Origin of the sequence: Pseudoalteromonas sp. SG43-4 (genome assembly GCF_014164325.1) — a bacterium.
GTDB lineage: Bacteria > Pseudomonadota > Gammaproteobacteria > Enterobacterales > Alteromonadaceae > Pseudoalteromonas > Pseudoalteromonas distincta.
Map to the genome: position 1 here is coordinate 28,891 of NZ_JACJFB010000004.1, position 17,591 is coordinate 46,481.

Below are 17,591 nucleotides of genomic sequence, written 5' to 3' on the forward strand. Positions count from 1 at the left end.
GTGATGGAATTAGCAATTAAAGACGCTTCTGGCGGTCTTGAAGTTTCTGAAGCTACTTTTGGACGTGAGTTTAACGAAGCATTAGTACACCAAGTAGTTGTTGCATACGCAGCAGGTGCTCGTCAAGGTACTCGTGCTCAGAAGACACGTTCTGAAGTAAGCGGTGGTGGTAAAAAACCATGGGCTCAAAAAGGTACTGGCCGTGCACGTGCCGGTACAATCCGTAGCCCAATTTGGCGTTCAGGTGGCGTTAGCTTTGCAGCTAAACCACAAGACCACAGCCAAAAAGTAAACCGTAAAATGTACCGTGGTGCGATTAAAAGCATCTTATCTGAATTAGTTCGTCAAGAGCGTTTAATCGTTGTTGAAAGTTTTGCTCTAGCAGCACCAAAAACTAAAGAACTAGTTGCTAAGCTTAAAGAACTTGAGCTTAAAGATGTTCTTATCGTGACTGAAGAAGTAGATGAAAATCTTTTCTTATCGGCACGTAACCTTTATAAGGTTGACACACGTGATGTAGCTGGTATCGATCCTGTAAGCTTAATTGCTTTCGATAAGGTACTTATTACAGCCGCTGCTGTTAAGCAACTTGAGGAGGCGCTAGCATGATTCGCGAAGAACGTCTTTTAAAAGTGATCCTTGCTCCACATATCTCTGAAAAAAGCACAATTGCTGCTGAAGAAAACAATACTATTGTTTTTAAAGTAGTAAATGACGCAACTAAAGCTGAAATTAAAGTAGCAGTTGAGAAGCTTTTTGAAGTAGAAGTAACGGGTGTTCGCACACTTAACGTTAAGGGTAAAACAAAACGTACTGGCGCACGTTTCGGTCGTCGTAGCGACTGGAAAAAAGCTTACGTTACTCTTAAAGAAGGCAGCGAGCTAGACTTTGTCGGCGGCGCCGAGTAATAAGGGGATAGAATTATGGCACTTCAAAAGTGTAAGCCTACTTCTGCGGGCCGTCGTCACCTAGTTAAAGTGGTTAACTCTGATCTACATAAGGGTAAGCCATACGCACCACTTTTAGAGAAAAACTCTAAATCAGGTGGTCGTAATAACAATGGTCGTATTACGGTTCGTCATATCGGTGGTGGTCATAAACAACATTACCGTTTAATCGATTTTAAACGTACTAAAGATGGCATTCCAGCCACTGTTGAACGTTTAGAATACGATCCAAATCGTAGCGCAAACATCGCTCTTGTATTATATGCAGACGGTGAGCGTCGTTACATTATCGCACCAAAAGGCTTAAAAGCTGGCGATGCAATCCAGTCTGGTGTTGATGCACCAATCAAACCTGGTAATGCATTACCAATGCGTAATATGCCTGTAGGTTCGACTGTTCACAACGTAGAATTAAAACCAGGTAAAGGTGCTCAAATCGCACGTTCTGCTGGTGCATACGTTCAAATCCTTGCTCGTGATGGTCAGTATGTAACATTACGTCTTCGTTCAGGCGAAGTTCGTAAAGTTGAATCTGATTGTCGTGCGACTCTAGGTGAAGTAGGCAATGCTGAGCATATGCTTCGTTCACTTGGTAAAGCAGGTGCAAATCGCTGGCGTGGTATTCGTCCGACAGTTCGTGGTGTTGCCATGAACCCGGTAGATCACCCACACGGTGGTGGTGAAGGTCGTACATCTGGTGGTCGTCATCCTGTGTCTCCATGGGGTAAGCCGACTAAAGGTGCGAAGACGCGTAAGAACAAGCGTACGGATAAATTTATAGTACGTCGTCGTACTAAGTAATATTGAGGAATAGCCATGCCACGCTCTCTCAAGAAGGGTCCTTTTATAGACCTACACTTGCTGAAGAAGGTAGAGAAAGCTTTGGAAAGCGGTGAGAAAAAGCCAATTAAAACTTGGAGCCGTCGTTCAATGATCATACCTAACATGATCGGATTGACCATTGCTGTCCATAATGGTCGCCAGCACGTACCAGTTTTCGTTTCTGACGAAATGATCGGTCACAAACTAGGTGAATTTGCACCAACTCGCACTTACCGTGGCCATGCTGCGGATAAGAAAGCGAAGAAACGATAAGAGGGGAAGATAAATGCAAGCATTAGCTAAACATAAATTCGCCTCTGGTTCGGCGCAAAAAGCACGTCTAGTTGCAGATCAGATCCGCGGGTTACCTGTAGATCGCGCACTAGAAATCCTGGCGTACAGCCCTAAGAAAGCGGCTGTATTAGTTAAGAAAGTACTTGAGTCTGCTATTGCTAACGCAGAGCATAACGAAGGTGCTGACATTGATGAGCTTCGTATAACAACGATCTTTGTGGACGATGGTCCTACAATGAAACGTATTATGCCTCGTGCTAAAGGACGCGCAGATCGCATCCTTAAGCGTACAAGCCATATCACTGTTATGGTTTCAGATAGCTAGGAGTATAAGTAATGGGACAAAAAGTTCATCCTACTGGTATTCGCCTAGGTATATCTAAACCTTGGGTTTCTACCTGGTACGCGAGTTCAAAAGATTTCTCTGCACAGCTTTTTGGCGATCACAAAGTTCGTACATTCCTTACTAAGGAATTAAAAACGGCTTCTGTGTCTAAAATCGTTATTGAGCGTCCAGCAAAATCAATCCGAGTAACAATTCACACGGCTCGTCCGGGTGTTGTTATCGGTAAAAAAGGCGAAGACGTAGAAAAATTACGTCAAGCGGTAACTAAAATCGCTGGTGTACCTGCTCAGATTAATATCTCTGAAGTACGTAAACCAGAACTAGATGCACAACTAGTAGCAGACGGCATTGCCTCTCAACTAGAACGTCGTGTTATGTTCCGTCGCGCTATGAAGCGTTCGGTACAAAATGCAATGCGCATCGGTTCTAAAGGGATTAAAGTTGAAGTTAGCGGTCGTCTTGGCGGCGCTGAAATCGCACGTTCAGAATGGTATCGTGAAGGTCGTGTACCTCTACATACTCTTCGTGCTGATATCGATTACGCAACTTCTGAAGCCTTAACCACTTATGGTATCATTGGTGTTAAAGTTTGGATCTTCAAAGGCGAAGTTATTGGTGGTTTACCACTAGTACAAGAGCAAGAGAAGCCAGCTAAACGCGCACCAAAGAAAGCCAAGAAAAGTGCTAAGTAGAGGTAGCGAGTAATGTTACAGCCAAAACGTACAAAATTCCGTAAAATGCACAAAGGCCGCAACCGCGGTTTAGCGCAAAACGGTAACAAAGTAAGCTTCGGTACTTTCGGATTGAAAGCAACTGGCCGTGGCCGTATGACTGCTCGTCAAATCGAAGCAGCTCGTCGTGCTATGACGCGTCACGTGAAACGTCAAGGTAAAATCTGGATTCGTGTCTTCCCTGACAAACCGATTACAGAAAAACCTCTTGAAGTTCGTATGGGTAAAGGTAAAGGTTCTGTTGAATATTGGGTTGCTGAAATTCAGCCTGGTAAAGTACTTTACGAAATGGAAGGTGTTTCAGAAGAGCTTGCTCGTGAAGCGTTTGACCTTGCTGCTCGTAAACTGCCATTCAAAACAACTTTCGTAACTCGGACGGTAATGTGATGAAAGCTAGCGAACTAAAAGATAAAAGCGTAGAAGAGCTTAATGCTGAACTTCTAGGACTACTTCGTGAGCAATTTAATATGCGCATGCAAGCTAGCACTGGTCAGTTAGCTCAGACACACACGCTAAGAACAGTACGCCGCGATATCGCGCGTGTAAAAACAGTTATTAACCAGAAGGCAGGTCAATAATGAGCGATAAAATTCGTACTCTTCAAGGCCGTGTAATCAGCGACAAGATGGAAAAATCTTTCACTATCGCTATCGCACGTTATGTGAAGCACCCAATCTATGGGAAATTCATTAAACGTACGACTAAGTTACACGTACATGACGAAAATAACACAGCAAAAGCGGGTGACGTAGTTACTATCCGTGAATGCGCACCAATTTCTAAGAATAAATCTTGGACTTTAGTAGACGTTATTTCTAGTCCAAAACAAGCTTAATTTTTAATTAAGTTAGTTTTGTAAAAAAGCCCTGGCATTAGCCGGGGCTTTTTGTTTTCTGGAACTGCCTTGTCTTGAAACGTGTTTACACATTTAGGACTTATACCAATCCGCAATAATACTTAATCATTTTGTGGGGCTAAACGTGTCGCTACCTGCTTTAAAAAATGCTCATTTAGAACAACTAAATAGCGAATTTCTGCCTAGCTATCAACACGTTTTTCCAGCCTCAAAATAGATCACTTAATTAAGCGAATTGGTATTATCTTTTTATCAGAAATACAAAAGCATGCAGGGTAGTTTTCTGGTTTGTGTCATCAACTCCGTTGTTGCTATATATTTTTTAGTATCAGAACTAGTGGCTGAATCATAAAAGTTTGATTATAAGCTTACATATCTCAGTAACTTTAATACTTGCTATAGGCATATAAGCCGTAGCGTTACTTTTCTCTTACTTTATTTCAATGTTACAGTTTTAAGGTATCGAAAATAGATATTCAAATATAACTTAATCATTCGCTTGTCTGGTTTTTTTATGTCTAAAACCTCAATTTATCGCCTTAAATGAATATTCTGGTATGATTAGCAAATATGCGCTTTTGAATGAATTTTTGAGGTAATAATGACGCGTAGTTTTGAATTTCATTTAACTGATGAGATTGCCACGGTTGCAATGGGTAATCGCGTTGCTGATATTATAGAGCAAGGTGCGGTTATTTATTTACATGGTGATTTAGGTGCTGGTAAAACAACGTTTACACGAGGTGTAGTGCAAGGCTTTGGCCATACAGGTAAGGTTAAAAGCCCGACCTATACACTAGTAGAACCTTATGAGCTTGAGCGTGCAAATGTTTATCATTTTGACTTATACCGCTTAGGTGATCCTGAAGAACTCGAATACATGGGAATACGCGATTACTTCTCAGCAGACGCAATTTGTGTTGTTGAATGGCCTGAAAAGGGTGGTGAATTTATTCCTGTGCCTGATTTAGATATTACTCTAAGCTATGTGGGTAACGAACGTAAAATTGTTATAAATAGTGCGAGTGAGCGCGGTATAGCAATTGTCGAAAAACTAAATAATCAATAATAATATAGTTAAGGCAGTAATTATCCAATGAGCCGAGGTGTAGTTAAACTTTTTATTTATCTTATGGTTATCACCATAAGCTTGCCGCTATGGGCTAAAAACACAATCAATAGTGTGCGTGTATGGCCGTCTCCAGATAGTACGCGCGTGGTATTTGATTTAAATGATAAGCCCGACTTTAGCTATTTCATGCTTAAAAACCCTAGCCGCCTAGTGATTGATTTAGAAAATACTAGCGAGTTAAAAACATTGCCAGGTGTGCCCCCGAAACATCAAATAGTAAGCAAATTACGTTACTCAAAACCTAAAAATAAACAAAGCGTACGTTTAGTATTTGAATTAAGTGCGCCAATAAAGCCAGTGGTATTTGCCCTCGCACCTACAGGCCCTTATAAAAATAGACTCGTTGTTGATTTATACAATAAAAGCCAAGCTACTACAGTTGTTTCTCCTGCTCAAACAGCCGCTAAAAACCGTCAACTAAGCCAAGAGCGCGACATTGTTATTGCAATTGATGCGGGGCATGGCGGCGAAGATCCTGGTTCAATTGGGCCATCAGGCACCTACGAAAAAACAGTTACACTGCAAATTGCGAAACGTTTAGAGCGCATGATTGATGGCGAACGTGGCATGATTTCGCGCATGGTACGAAGCGGTGACTATTTTGTAAAATTAAATACCCGTACTAATCGAGCCCGTGAAAAAAAGGCAGATTTTTTTGTTTCTATTCATGCTGATGCATTTACAAGCCCTGGGCCAAATGGTGCCTCTGTGTGGGTTTTGTCATTAAGACGTGCTAATTCAGAAATAGGTAAATGGATAGAAGATAAAGAAAAACACTCCGAGCTTTTAGGTGGCGCTGCTGATGTAATGAAAGATGCCGCCAATGAAAAATATCTAGCACAAGCGTTGCTTGATATGTCGATGGACCACTCTATGAAAACTGGCTTAAATGTAGCTGATGAAGTGGTTAAAGAGCTTCGTAAGGTTGCCAAACTGCATAAAAAAGATCCCCAGCATGCGAGCCTTGCAGTACTAAAATCACCAGATATTCCATCTATTTTGGTAGAAACAGGGTTTATATCTAACCCGCGAGAAGAAAAGCTACTTAAAAGTCCTAATCATCAAGAGCGTTTAGCTAAAGCTATATTTACTTCAATTAAAAATTATTATTTGAAAAATCCGCCGGATGATTCTTTATTTGCTAAATTAAAGTCGCAATATCCAACAAAGCATAAAGTACGCCCCGGTGAATCTTTAAGTATGTTAGCGAGTCGCTATGGCGTTACAGTCAATAAATTAAAACAAGTTAATAAGCTTAGTTCTAATACCTTATTTATTGGGCAAGAGCTCGATATACCTCAAAGTTAGTCATTATTATTAGCGCAATGTTTGCTAGGAAGTCTCATGAATATTGAAATATTACCCGCGCGTTTAGCCAACCAAATTGCCGCAGGCGAAGTGGTTGAGCGCCCAGCGTCGGTAGTAAAAGAGCTTGTTGAAAATAGCTTAGATGCTGGCGCAACGCGTATTCAAATTGATATTGAGCGCGGCGGCCACAAACTTATTCGTATTCGTGATAATGGCGCAGGGATAAGTAAAGATGAGCTAACGCTCGCACTTTCTCGCCACGCGACAAGTAAATTAAAATCACTTGATGACCTTGAAAACATTTGCTCACTTGGCTTTAGAGGGGAAGCACTTGCGTCAATTAGTTCTGTGTCGCGTTTAACGCTGAGCTCAAAACCAAAAGAGCAAGAAGCGGCTTGGCAAGCTTTTGCAGAAGGCCGCGACATGGCCGTTCAAGTAAAACCTGTAGCGCATCCCGATGGCACAACCATTGAAGTAAAAGATTTATTTTTTAATACTCCAGCACGTCGTAAATTTTTACGCACCGAAAAAACTGAATTTAGCCATATTGATGAGTTGATAAAGCGTATTGCGCTTAGTCGCTTTGATGTCTCTATTACACTAACTCACAACGAAAAAGTAGTAAGGCAGTATCGTGCCAAAACTGATCCCTCTCAGGCTATAACACGCGTAGCACAAGTTGCAGGCAAGGCCTTTGCCGAGCAAGGTTTGCATATTCAATCAGGAGAAGGCGGTTTACAGTTGCATGGTTGGGTGCTACCTGTAGGCTCAGCTAATACGACTCAGTACACTTATGTGAATAATCGCATGATGCGCGATAAGCTTATTTTGCATGCTATACGCCAGGCATTTGAAGAAGTAAGTGGAACACAAGAATTACCCGGTTTTGTCATTTATATTGATATTGACCCTCGGCAGGTTGATGTCAATGTTCACCCTGCTAAGCATGAAGTGCGTTTTCATCAAGGGCGGTTAATTCATGATTTTATATTGCAAGCTATTAAGCAAGTAGTCGTGCCATTGCAAGGCGAATTCACTAACGAATCAGCGAGCACAGCAACAGAACTCACGCCAGCGTTCATTGAGTCGTCTCATAGCAGTGCTAATAATATAGAAAGCGAAGGAGTGTTTGATTACCCTAAATCGCAATTACAGCCCTCTTACTCTGGAGGTGCTGGTAGCTCAAGTTCGTCCTCAGGTACTAGAAGTGTTGGCGGTGCATACCGTGCTGCACCAAGTACGAGCCATCATGACGTAAATGCGTTTTATCAAGGAGTGAGTGAGCAACACGCCGCGCATTTTGATAATGCAGCCAATATATCTGCAGCACCACACCAGTCCGTATCTGTGGATAATGTCTTAAAAGCTGTTTCTATTATAAGTGTTAGTGAAGGAGTGTGTGTCTTTAGTGAAGAGCAGCAATTGTATTGCTCACATTTTAAATATGCATTAGTTGATGATTGGCATAATCAAATTAAAGAGTTCGGAAGTTTAGAAGGGAAAGCCCTTTTGTTACCAGTGCGAGTAAACTTAGAAAAAGAAGATTGCTTACTTATAGAATCCCAGCAATCGTGGTTTACCTTACTTGGTTTTGAACTTGTAATAGAAAAACAATTTGTAATGGTTAAAAAATTGCCAGCGTGTTTATATTTACTTGACGTAAGTGCAGCGGTAGGTGAGCTACTTGATGCGTGTAAAGCAAAACTTGAAAATATAGAGAATTGGTTAGAATGGCAAATGAAATGCGTGCCGACCCGATTTTATTTAAGCAATGTATTTTTAGCGCAACAAATGCGCTTACAAAATAATCCACAAACTATTGAACGCTTGCGTAAAAAAGCAGTTAAAATAGAGCTAAATCACTATTTAACGCAATTAGATTAAGGTATCAGTGTTGAGTAATTTACCAGTTATATTTTTAATGGGTCCAACTGCAGCAGGTAAAACAGCATTGGCAATCTCGCTGTGCGATCATTTAAATACAGAAATAATCAGCGTAGATTCAGCGCTAGTGTATAAAGGTATGGACATTGGTACAGCAAAACCTGATGCGGAAGAATTAGCCAAAGCTCCGCATCATTTAATTGATCTACTTGACCCGAGTGAAACGTATTCAGTTGCAGATTTTAGGCGCGATGCAGTGCAAAAAATTGAAGAATTTCACAGACAAGGTAAAGTGCCTGTATTGGTTGGAGGTACAATGCTGTACTTCAAATCTTTAATTGATGGTTTATCGCCATTACCTGAAGCAGATACAGAGATAAGAGCAGAGTTAGAAGCGAAAGCGAAAGAATTTGGCTGGCCTCATTTATATAAAGAATTAGTTAAAGTTGACCCAAAAGCAGCCGAAAAAATAAGTGAAAATGATTCACAAAGAATTAATCGGGCTTTAGAGGTTTACAGGTTAACTGGTAAGACCATGACTGAGTTGCAAATGCAAAAACAGCCGGCTTTACCTTATACTTTTCATCAATTTGCGATTGCACCGCAAGAACGCAGTGAATTACACCGCCGAATTGAAGAAAGGTTTAAAATAATGATTGATCAGGGGTTTGAAAATGAAGTTTCGACCCTATATCTACGTAAGGATTTACACCCCAATATGCCTTCTATTCGTTGTGTTGGTTATAGACAAATGTGGGATTACCTTGCGGGTGAAACAAACCATGATGAAATGGTTTTTCGTGGCATCGCAGCAACACGTCAGCTGGCAAAACGGCAGTTAACGTGGCTTCGTAGTTGGCCTGATGTTACTTGGTTAACAACAGGCGACGAAGAAAACTTGCATCGTGTAGTAAGTTCGCTAAGCTAGTAGTAGTTGAATATTGTTTTTTATCAAATAAGTTCAGCCACTTAATTATAATAACACCTAGAACGAAGGAACAATAACATGGCAAAAGGCCAATCGTTACAAGACCCATTTTTGAATGCACTACGACGTGAGCGCATTCCAGTATCAATCTTTTTGGTAAATGGCATAAAATTACAAGGCAAAATTCAGTCATTTGACCAATTTGTTATTTTACTAGAGAACACCGTAAATCAAATGGTTTATAAGCATGCAATTTCTACAGTTGTCCCTGCTCGCGCAGTTAACTTCCAAGCAGTTCAAGGGAGTGAAGACACTGAAGAGGCAGAAGCTGGAAACTTTTAATTAGGAGCATAATGTTTGTTTGACCGCTATGAATCCGGCGAACAGGCAATTTTAGTTCATATCGACTTACCTAAAGAAGGAGATCGTGAAGATCTTCATGAATTAGAAATGTTGGTATCTTCTGCTGGTGTTAGTAGTTTGGCGGTTGTGCAAGGCAGCCGTCAAGCACCACATCCGAAACTATTCGTCGGTACCGGTAAAGCAGAAGAAATAGCTGAGATTGTCAAAATCCACAAAGCAGATGTCGTAATTTTTAATCATCAACTCAGGCCATCACAAGAGCGTAATTTAGAGCGCGTTTGTCAATGTCGTGTGCTTGATAGAACGACGCTAATTCTTGATATTTTTGCCCAGCGCGCACGTACCCACGAGGGTAAGCTGCAAGTTGAATTGGCTCAACTTCGCCATATGTCGACTCGATTAATTCGAGGCTGGACTCACCTTGAACGTCAAAAAGGCGGGATTGGTTTACGTGGTCCTGGTGAAACTCAACTTGAAACTGACAGAAGATTACTTCGTGCCCGTATTCAAAATATTCGTGCACGTTTAGCTAAAGTTGCAGTGCAACGTGAACAAGGTAGGCGAGCTCGTACTCGCAACGAAATACCTACAGTTTCATTAGTTGGTTATACCAATGCGGGTAAATCTACATTATTTAATCGAATTACAAATTCAGATGTATACGCGGCCGATCAGTTGTTTGCCACGCTTGACCCGACTCTACGTAAGCTTGAGTTAGGTGATGTTGGCCCTGTTATCTTAGCTGATACAGTGGGCTTTATTCGTCACCTACCACATGACTTAGTTGCTGCTTTTAAAGCAACGCTTACTGAAACTCGCGAAGCTGATTTGCAGTTACATGTAATTGATGCCGCAGACTCACGTCTGCAAGAAAATATTGAACAAGTACAATCGGTGCTTAAAGAAATTGAGGCCGATGAAGTACCACAGCTATTAATTTATAATAAAATTGATGCGCTGGATAACGTAAGCCCACGTATTGATCGAGATGACGAAGGTCAACCTATAAGAGTATGGCTTAGCGCTCAGACTGGTGAAGGGTGTGAATTACTTAGCGAGGCTATCAGTGAGTTACTAGCTAAGAAGATGTTTAACGAAACATTATTTCTTACGCCATTGTATGGTCGCTTAAGAGCTGCATTGTTCAGTTTAAATGCAGTGCATGAAGAGCAATTTGATGAGCAAGGTAATTGGCTGTTAGATGTTAGAATGCCAATGGTTGAGTGGAATCGTTTAATTAAAGAATTTGGTCCTGAAATTGCTGGTTTTATCAACCGTAATTAAAAATTGACGTTTTAATGTCGGTTTTTGTATGAGAAACGCGGTAGATTTGTTAGATTTAACACAATTTCCTAATTTATTTAGATAACAATGGAGTATAGCTATGGCCTGGAATGAACCGGGTAATAATGGCAATGACAAAGATCCGTGGAATAATAAAGGCGGACGTGATCAAGGCCCACCTGATTTAGACGAGGTGTTCCGCAAGTTTAGTAACAAGTTCAGCGGCTTATTTGGCGGGAAAAAATCCGGCAATGGTAGCGGCGGTGGACTTGGCGGAGCCGGTATTTCATTCATACTTATTATCGCCGTTATTGTATGGGCGTTAAGTGGTATTTATACGGTTAAAGAAGCCGAGCGTGGTGTGGTTCTACAATTTGGTAAATATGACCGAATTGCTGATCCTGGTTTGCGTTGGAAAATGACTTTCATCGAAACGGTAATCCCAGTAGATATTGAAGCTGTTCGTTCATTATCGGCTTCTGGTTTTATGCTTACTGAAGACGAAAACGTAGTGAGCGTTGAGTTTCAGGTGCAATACCGTGTTATTGACCCATACCTTTATGAATTTAGCGTAACTAACGCTGATAGTAGCTTAGAAGAAGCGCTAGACAGTGCCCTGCGTTATGTTGTGGGCCATGCAAAAATGGACCAAGTATTAACTAATGGCCGTGAGGTTGTTCGTCAAAATACATGGGATGAGCTTAATAAGATTATCGAACCATATAACTTAGGTTTAATTGTTACTGACGTGAACTTTAAAGACTCTCGTCCACCAACTGAAGTTAAAGATGCATTTGATGATGCAATTGCTGCACAAGAAGATGAAGAACGTTTCATCCGTGAAGCAGAAGCATATGCTCGTGAAATTGAACCGCGTGCTCGTGGTCAAGTAACGCGTATGACTCAAGAAGCGGAAGGTTATCAAGAGCGCATTACATTGGAAGCACAAGGTGAGGTAGCTCGCTTTGAAAAGCTTTTACCTGAATATCAAGCAGCTAAAGAAGTTACTCGTGAGCGCTTATACATTGATGCAATGGAAGAAGTGTTAGGGAGTAGTTCTAAAATATTGGTTGATGTTAAAGGCGGCAATAACATGATGTATTTACCTCTTGATAAAATCATGGACAAGCAAGGAACCGCAACACGAGTTGCACTTCCAAGTTCAAGTGATATTCAAGACTTACGTAATAAAGTTAATACGTCGCGCAATAGCTCTGTTAATAGTGGCAATGACCGCTTTAACAACGACCGCTTCAATGATGGGAGATAATCATAATGAAAAACTTTAGTTTAGTAATACTATTAGCTGCCATTGTTATGTCTTTCTCATCGGTATTTGTTGTACCTGAAGGGCAAAAAGCAATTGTAATGTTATTCAGTAAAGTACAAAAAGATAGCGACGACAAAGCGATTGTATATGGCCCAGGCCTACAATTTAAAGTACCATTTTTTAGCCAAGTACGTCGTATTGATGCACGTATTCAAACGCTAGATGGTGCGCCAGATCGCTTTGTTACTAGCGAGAAAAAAGACTTAATTGTTGATTCGTTTGTAAAATGGCGAGTTAATGACTTTAGTGCTTTTTACTTACGTGCTCGTGGCGATAAGCAATATGCTGAAACGCTACTTAAGCAAAAAGTAAACAATGGTCTTCGTACAAACTTTGGTACACGTACAATTCGCGAAATTGTATCAGGTGAGCGTAGCGAGTTGATGGAAGAAGCGTTAGTACAAGCTTCTGAAAGTGCACGTGAGCTAGGTATTGAAGTACTAGACGTACGTGTTAAGCAAATCAACTTACCACAAGAAGTGAGTAGCTCTATTTACCAACGTATGCGCGCTGAGCGTACTGCGGTTGCAAAAGAGCACCGTTCTGAAGGTCAGGAAAAAGCAGAGACTATTCGTGCGGGAGTTGACCGTCGAGTAACTGTAATGCTTGCTGATGCTGAGCGTAATGCACGTTCTGTACGTGGTCAAGGCGATGCTGATGCTGCAGGCATTTATGCTAATGCGTATAACAAAGACCCTGAGTTCTTTAGTTTTGTACGTTCACTTGAAGCTTACAAAAAGACTTTTAAAGATAAGCAAGATGTTATGGTGCTTTCACCAGATAGCGACTTCTTCCAATATATGAAAGGCGCTAAAGCTCAATAGACTTTACGTTAATTATTTAAAAGTTAAAAAGCCTCGCATTTGCGGGGCTTTTTGTTAAATACAAACTAGTGCGTTAAATCACTGTTATTTATGTGGTTATTGGTCAATATTTGGATATAACAATTGCCCGCAGAAAAAATAAGCTGAACAGGGGTGATCTTTACTTTAGTTTTCTGGTAAAATCTCGTCCTAATTTTCTCTAAGTGAATTTACGATGGGTAAAAACGTTGTTGTATTAGGCACCCAATGGGGTGACGAAGGAAAGGGTAAGGTAGTTGATCTCCTTACAGACAAAGCATCTTTAGTAGTTCGTTATCAAGGTGGCCACAATGCGGGTCATACTTTAGTTATCGAAGGTGAAAAGACGGTTCTACACCTTATTCCATCGGGTGTATTACGTGACAATGTTAAATGTGTGATTGGTAATGGTGTAGTTTTATCACCAGAAGCGCTAATGAGAGAAATTGGCATGCTTGAAGAGCGCGGCGTACCAGTACGCGAGCGTCTTTTAATAAGTGAAGCATGTCCGCTAATCTTGCCTTTCCATGTTGCATTAGATGTAGCCCGCGAAACAGCTCGTGGCGATAAGCCTATTGGTACAACTGGCCGTGGAATCGGTCCTGCGTACGAAGATAAAGTAGCACGTCGTGGTTTACGCGTAGGCGATTTATTTAATCCTGAAGTATTTGCAGCTAAATTAAAAGAAGTGCTTGAGTACCACAACTTCACTTTAGTTAACTACTACAAAGTAGATGCTGTAGATTTCCAAAAAACGTTTGATGATGCAATGGCTGTTGCTGATATCTTAAAAGCAATGGTTGTAGATGTAACTGAGCTTTTAGATCAAACGCGTTTAGCAGGCGAAAACATTTTATTTGAAGGTGCACAAGGTACGTTACTTGATATAGATCACGGTACTTACCCTTATGTAACATCTTCAAACACTACCGCTGGTGGCGTTGCGACTGGTGCAGGTTTTGGTCCATTAAACCTTGATTACGTTTTAGGTATTATTAAAGCGTACACGACACGTGTTGGTTCAGGTCCTTTCCCTACAGAGCTTTACGACGGTCTTGATAAACAAGATCCAGTTGGTAAGCACCTAGGTGATAAAGGCCATGAGTTTGGCGCTACAACAGGTCGACTTCGTCGTACTGGTTGGTTAGATGCAGTGGCTATGCGCCGTGCAGTTCAAATCAACAGTATTTCAGGTTTTTGTTTAACTAAGCTTGATGTTTTAGATGGCTTAGAAACACTTAAAATCTGTACTGGTTACAAGCTTGAAGATGGCACAGTTACTAACGTAACACCATTAGCGGCTGAAGGTTACGATAAAGTAACACCAGTATACGAAGAAATGCCAGGTTGGTCAGAAAACACTGTTGGTGTAACTAGTCTTGACGGTTTACCAAAAGCTGCGATTGACTACATCAAACGTATTGAAGAAATTACGGGTGTTCCAATTGATATTATTTCTACAGGTCCTGACCGTGTAGAAACTATGGTGCTTCGCAATCCGTTTGCGTAATTACCATTAGATTAAAAAAAGCTGCTCCGTGCAGCTTTTTTTGTGTCTAAAATTCACCTTGGAACGATCTTTGTATATTATTTAATAAGTTTATTTATATAAGTGGTGAACATGCGTTTATTTAATCGTAATTGCGTACTAAGGCTTTCGTTAATACCGCTGTCTTTATTTATAGCAACCAACAGCTTAGCTACAGAAAGCCCTGCTGCTGTGCCGCTGTATACAGAATCAGAGCTAATTGCGTTAATAAATAAAAATACGCATTTAGCGCGCGTAAAGGCAGATGATTGCCAGTTGGTGCAAGATATAGAAGCACGAGCCAATAAAATGGCATTGCCGTCTTATCAATTTTTATACGGCGATATGCTGGCTTATAACGTGTGCGTTGATCGCAATGTAGAGTTAGGTGTGTATTACATGCGAAAAGCAGCTGAGCAAGGCTTAGCGGCAGCGCTAGAGCAATTGGGACGATACTACGACACTGGTCGCTTAGTTCAGCAAGATAAAGCAATGGCAATTACGTATTTGCGTGAAGCCTCGTCGCAAGGCAATTTAAAAGCACAACTACGTTTAGTTAAATTATTTAATGATGGCTATGGCAGCCCGCGTGATTTTGAAGATGCCTATCGTTGGCTATTTAATTCTATGGTGGCAGATAAAGCGACTCATAAAAAAATTGAGCGAGCGCTGACTAAGTTAGCGCAAAAAATGCCAGATAGTGTGGTTGCTCGAGCTCGCCTTCCTATTTAATGGCTTTTAAAAACAAAACCCTAACTTTTTAAGTTAGGGTTTTTTAGTTTTTACAGACCGTAAAAGTATTTAACTGTCTTCTTTAGCCTTTGTTTGCGGGTCTTTTAAAACTGACATTTTAGGCGGCTGCAATGCAACAACGCGTTCGCCTTCTTGCGGCGGTTTTTCCATGTTGATTGTAAACGGTCTTAGCTTAATTGGTGTATCGTCATCACTGTCTTTATCACCTTTGAGAATAAATAAAGGGATAGCCTCAGGGTTCATTTCTAAGTATTGTTCCCAGCTAAACTCATCCGAGATACGTGTTGAACTAACCTTACCGCCTTTAGCTATAATACTGCTTAAACGTGCATACGAGCCTTCGTCTCCAAACAGTATTTGTCTAGATAAAAACGTTGCGCTGTCTTTATTTGCTTTTGCATGCGACGTTGATGAGCGTAGCGAAAATACATTTTTCTCATTAAGTAAATGCGAAAAGTATTGAACACCTAACGCATTATGATGACGATTTGGCGATAATGCTAATACACTACGAATCGTTGTTAGAGGTAAGTAGCGTTCAGCATGCTCTGATTGTGGGTTACCATAATAACAAGCTAAACCATCCATACGTGCCATTCTGCAGTTTTCCCATGCAGGATCTGACAGGTGAACCGGAATGTTTTGCTCTTGCAAGCCTCGGCCGATAGCACGCGATACATGGTTTGCACCAATAATTAATATTGTATTAGGCGATGGTTGGCGTACACCTAATAGCTTGGCAACAGGAATGGCGGTTAAGCTCTGTAGTACAACGGTAATTATAATTACTGTAAATATAAGAGGTACCATTTTTTCAGCATCAGCAACACCAGACTCCATCATGCTAAGCGCAAATACCGACCCAACGGCTGCGGCGACTATACCGCGTGGAGCTATCCAGGCAAGTACCAAACGAGACTTCATTGGTAAATCAGTACCAAAGGTCGAAATAGCAATACACAGTGGACGAGCAACAAAAAGCACGATAGCTAAAAATATAAATACATCGCTGTCGAGCATCATTAAATCAGAGAGCTGTAAGCGTGCTGCAAGTAAAATAAACAGCGTTGATATTAATATCATCGACAAGTCTTCTTTGAACTCAAGTACAGAATCTATTTCTAAATCGTCTTGGTTAGCAAGCCAAATACCAAATACAGTCACTGCTAATAGGCCTGATTCATGGCTTAAATAGTTTGATACAGAAAAACTAATGAGTACTAATGCCAATATACCAAACTTATGTAATTCAAATGGTAGCCACTCGCGGCGCATTAATAGTGTTGTTAACCAACCAGCAGCAACACCAATACTTAATCCAACACCTAGGGTTTTAACTAAAGCAATAATAGTGTGGCTAAATACTTCGCCTTGGCCTACCAGCATTACGGCTTCAAATACTAATACAGCGAATAATGCGCCGATCGGGTCTATTACAATACCTTCCCATCGAAGTATGCGGTCAATGTCTTGTGTTGGGCGCATTGAGTTTAATAGCGGTGCTATAACAGTAGGGCCTGTTACAACTAGCACTGCACCTAATACCGCAGCTACACGCCAATTAAGTTCAAGCAACCAATAGGCGCTGAGGCTAATAATAATACAGGTAGTAAGCATGCCGATGGAGCAAAGGTTCCTTACAACTTTTCCGATTCCTTTTAGCTCTCTGAAATGCAGAGTTAAGGATCCTTCAAATAAAATGATGGCAACACTTAGTGATACAACTGGAAACAGTAAATCACCTAACAATGCATCAGGGTCTAAAACACCACTAAATGGCCCAAGTAAAAGACCAGTAAGCAATAAGAAAAGAATAGCGGGCACTCTAAAAGCCCACGCGACCCATTGGGCAAGCACAGAGCAAAGTGCGATACCGGCTATGTAAATTGCTGACATAGATTAAGAATTCCTTATTTATGACGGTTTGTTTAGAAAGTATAACTTTTGTTAATTATTAATACAGGGGTATACACGGGAAATTCAAATATTACTAATCAATTTTAGCTGCTTATAGAAGATTAGTAGGCTTAAATTATTTTGCGCGTGTTAAGCCGCCTTATTTTAGGCTGTATTAATTGTTTAATTGGTTGAATTTTAATAACAATCTAACACCACAAACGAGGAGGAATTAGCTTCGCTCGAATTTTAACCTTGATTTTTAAGGGGTATTTAGTGTAATATGCTTCGTGTTCTAATAATTAGTTATCTAATGAAGTTTATTGGAAGTAAAAGTGGTTTGTTAA

Annotated in this window: 20 protein-coding genes; 19 read left to right on the forward strand and 1 reads right to left on the reverse strand. The window is 40.8% G+C overall.

Annotated elements, in window-relative coordinates; genetic code table 11:
* The first annotated feature begins 3 nt into the window (after nt 1-3).
* The 19 genes from rplD (at nt 4) to H5160_RS05315 (ending at nt 15,327) form a co-directional block, all read left to right on the forward strand.
* Nucleotides 4-609 carry a 50S ribosomal protein L4 gene (rplD, locus tag H5160_RS05225; protein WP_002957897.1) on the forward strand — a complete coding sequence of 202 codons (606 nt, stop codon included), beginning with the start codon at nt 4-6 and terminating at the stop codon, nt 607-609.
* A complete protein-coding gene (rplW, locus tag H5160_RS05230) occupies nt 606-908 on the forward strand; it encodes a 50S ribosomal protein L23 (RefSeq protein ID WP_002957896.1) in 303 nt (100 codons plus the stop codon). Before rplD ends, rplW begins: the two co-directional genes overlap by 4 nt.
* Nucleotides 909-923: 15 nt before the next feature.
* The gene (gene rplB, locus H5160_RS05235; protein ID WP_002957895.1) at nt 924-1,748 is read left to right on the forward strand and encodes a 50S ribosomal protein L2; all 825 of its coding nucleotides are present in this window, start codon (nt 924-926) and stop codon (nt 1,746-1,748) included.
* A gap of 15 nt (nt 1,749-1,763) precedes the next feature.
* Nucleotides 1,764-2,042 carry a 30S ribosomal protein S19 gene (rpsS, locus tag H5160_RS05240; protein WP_004588689.1) on the forward strand — a complete coding sequence of 93 codons (279 nt, stop codon included), beginning with the start codon at nt 1,764-1,766 and terminating at the stop codon, nt 2,040-2,042.
* 13 nt (nt 2,043-2,055) lie between these two features.
* The gene (gene rplV, locus H5160_RS05245) at nt 2,056-2,388 is read left to right on the forward strand and encodes a 50S ribosomal protein L22 (protein WP_002957892.1); all 333 of its coding nucleotides are present in this window, start codon (nt 2,056-2,058) and stop codon (nt 2,386-2,388) included.
* An 11-nt stretch (nt 2,389-2,399) separates the two neighbouring features.
* Nucleotides 2,400-3,101 carry a 30S ribosomal protein S3 gene (gene rpsC / locus H5160_RS05250; protein WP_002957891.1) on the forward strand — a complete coding sequence of 234 codons (702 nt, stop codon included), beginning with the start codon at nt 2,400-2,402 and terminating at the stop codon, nt 3,099-3,101.
* A 12-nt stretch (nt 3,102-3,113) separates the two neighbouring features.
* The gene (gene rplP / locus H5160_RS05255; protein ID WP_002957890.1) at nt 3,114-3,527 is read left to right on the forward strand and encodes a 50S ribosomal protein L16; all 414 of its coding nucleotides are present in this window, start codon (nt 3,114-3,116) and stop codon (nt 3,525-3,527) included.
* Nucleotides 3,527-3,718: a 50S ribosomal protein L29 gene (rpmC, locus tag H5160_RS05260; protein ID WP_002957889.1), complete on the forward strand. Its 192-nt coding sequence runs from the start codon at nt 3,527-3,529 to the stop codon at nt 3,716-3,718. Before rplP ends, rpmC begins: the two co-directional genes overlap by 1 nt.
* Nucleotides 3,718-3,975, forward strand: a complete 258-nt coding sequence (gene rpsQ, locus H5160_RS05265; RefSeq protein ID WP_002957888.1) for a 30S ribosomal protein S17 — start codon at nt 3,718-3,720, stop codon at nt 3,973-3,975. The genes rpmC and rpsQ overlap by 1 nt, the downstream gene beginning before the upstream one ends.
* Nucleotides 3,976-4,597: 622 nt before the next feature.
* Entirely contained in the window at nt 4,598-5,065 is a 468-nt protein-coding gene (gene tsaE / locus H5160_RS05270; RefSeq protein WP_002957887.1) for a tRNA (adenosine(37)-N6)-threonylcarbamoyltransferase complex ATPase subunit type 1 TsaE, read from the forward strand.
* 27 nt (nt 5,066-5,092) lie between these two features.
* The gene (locus H5160_RS05275) at nt 5,093-6,436 is read left to right on the forward strand and encodes an N-acetylmuramoyl-L-alanine amidase (protein WP_138489744.1); all 1,344 of its coding nucleotides are present in this window, start codon (nt 5,093-5,095) and stop codon (nt 6,434-6,436) included.
* 36 nt (nt 6,437-6,472) lie between these two features.
* Nucleotides 6,473-8,320 (forward strand): DNA mismatch repair endonuclease MutL, encoded by a 1,848-nt coding sequence (gene mutL / locus H5160_RS05280; RefSeq protein WP_182737009.1) that lies wholly within the window; start codon nt 6,473-6,475, stop codon nt 8,318-8,320.
* Nucleotides 8,321-8,330: 10 nt separating this feature from the next.
* Entirely contained in the window at nt 8,331-9,248 is a 918-nt protein-coding gene (miaA, locus tag H5160_RS05285) for a tRNA (adenosine(37)-N6)-dimethylallyltransferase MiaA (RefSeq protein WP_182737010.1), read from the forward strand.
* Nucleotides 9,249-9,326: 78 nt separating this feature from the next.
* On the forward strand, nt 9,327-9,590 hold the full coding sequence (gene hfq, locus H5160_RS05290) for an RNA chaperone Hfq (protein WP_024597268.1): 264 nt from the start codon (nt 9,327-9,329) through the stop codon (nt 9,588-9,590).
* Nucleotides 9,591-9,605: 15 nt separating this feature from the next.
* Nucleotides 9,606-10,895, forward strand: a complete 1,290-nt coding sequence (gene hflX / locus H5160_RS05295) for a ribosome rescue GTPase HflX (protein ID WP_024597267.1) — start codon at nt 9,606-9,608, stop codon at nt 10,893-10,895.
* 100 nt (nt 10,896-10,995) lie between these two features.
* Complete coding sequence (gene hflK, locus H5160_RS05300) at nt 10,996-12,165, forward strand: FtsH protease activity modulator HflK (RefSeq protein ID WP_002957881.1); 1,170 nt, start codon at nt 10,996-10,998, stop codon at nt 12,163-12,165.
* Between the two features lie 5 nt (nt 12,166-12,170).
* Nucleotides 12,171-13,049, forward strand: a complete 879-nt coding sequence (hflC, locus tag H5160_RS05305; RefSeq protein WP_002957880.1) for a protease modulator HflC — start codon at nt 12,171-12,173, stop codon at nt 13,047-13,049.
* A 214-nt stretch (nt 13,050-13,263) separates the two neighbouring features.
* The gene (locus tag H5160_RS05310; RefSeq protein ID WP_024597266.1) at nt 13,264-14,577 is read left to right on the forward strand and encodes an adenylosuccinate synthase; all 1,314 of its coding nucleotides are present in this window, start codon (nt 13,264-13,266) and stop codon (nt 14,575-14,577) included.
* A gap of 111 nt (nt 14,578-14,688) precedes the next feature.
* Nucleotides 14,689-15,327 carry a tetratricopeptide repeat protein gene (locus H5160_RS05315; RefSeq protein WP_024597265.1) on the forward strand — a complete coding sequence of 213 codons (639 nt, stop codon included), beginning with the start codon at nt 14,689-14,691 and terminating at the stop codon, nt 15,325-15,327.
* Between the two features lie 69 nt (nt 15,328-15,396).
* Here H5160_RS05315 and H5160_RS05320 read toward each other — a convergent pair whose 3' ends face one another.
* The gene (locus H5160_RS05320) at nt 15,397-17,244 is read right to left on the reverse strand and encodes a sodium:proton antiporter (RefSeq protein WP_002957877.1); all 1,848 of its coding nucleotides are present in this window, start codon (nt 17,242-17,244) and stop codon (nt 15,397-15,399) included.
* Between the last annotated feature and the right edge of the window lie 347 nt (nt 17,245-17,591).